This is a genomic window from Legionella sp. (assembly GCF_965140895.1).
Taxonomy (GTDB): domain Bacteria; phylum Pseudomonadota; class Gammaproteobacteria; order Legionellales; family Legionellaceae; genus Legionella.
On sequence record NZ_CBCSKT010000004.1, the window covers coordinates 101,919 to 102,578 of the forward strand.

Below are 660 nucleotides of genomic sequence, written 5' to 3' on the forward strand. Positions count from 1 at the left end.
AGTATTGCGCCTATTCCAAGTGGCCCGACGCTTCCAAATGGAGGTACAACCCCAATTGGTATTATTGCAAAAAACCTTGCTCGCTATTGAAGGTTTAGGCCGCCAACTCTATCCAGAACTGGATCTTTGGACGACGGCTAAACCATTCCTGGAACAGTGGGTAAAAGATCAGATTGGTCCCAAAGCCTTTCTCCGACAATTGAAACAAAACTTGCCATTCTTTGCTGAGCAATTACCACATATGCCGCGCCTAATTTTTGATGTTCTCGAACTGAAAAAAGAACAGCTCCTTGCCAAAAAGGAAATGACTAGCTCCAGGCAAGAGAAAGCCGCATCTCCACTTAGCGGAGGTAACATTGCCCTCGGTGCAAGCATAGCTTTTTTCTTAGTTGGCCTGTTGGATTACCTTCATCTGCTTAATCACAAACAACTTCCTGCCATCGCCTTAGGTGGTTTTGTGGTTACTGGATTGCTGGCTCTATTTAACCGTAACATGAGGAATTGACATGGGATTCAGTGGTATTAGCCCCCTTTCATTACTATTAATATTAATCATTATCATTGCCCTGTTTGGCACTTCCAAATTAAAATCCCATGCAGCCGTTTCAATCTGGAGCCAACGCCACATTTCTTGCGCCCTGGTTCTTTAACATTACCCCA

The 660-nt window shown here is 44.2% G+C and carries 2 pseudogenes; both read left to right on the forward strand.

The features are described from left to right. Positions 1–505, forward strand: a pseudogene (locus ACQY7T_RS00895) (ubiquinone biosynthesis regulatory protein kinase UbiB); the annotation flags it as partial. 1 nt (position 506) lies between these two features. After that, positions 507–593: pseudogene (locus ACQY7T_RS00900) on the forward strand (twin-arginine translocase TatA/TatE family subunit); the annotation flags it as partial. Between the last annotated feature and the right edge of the window lie 67 nt (positions 594–660).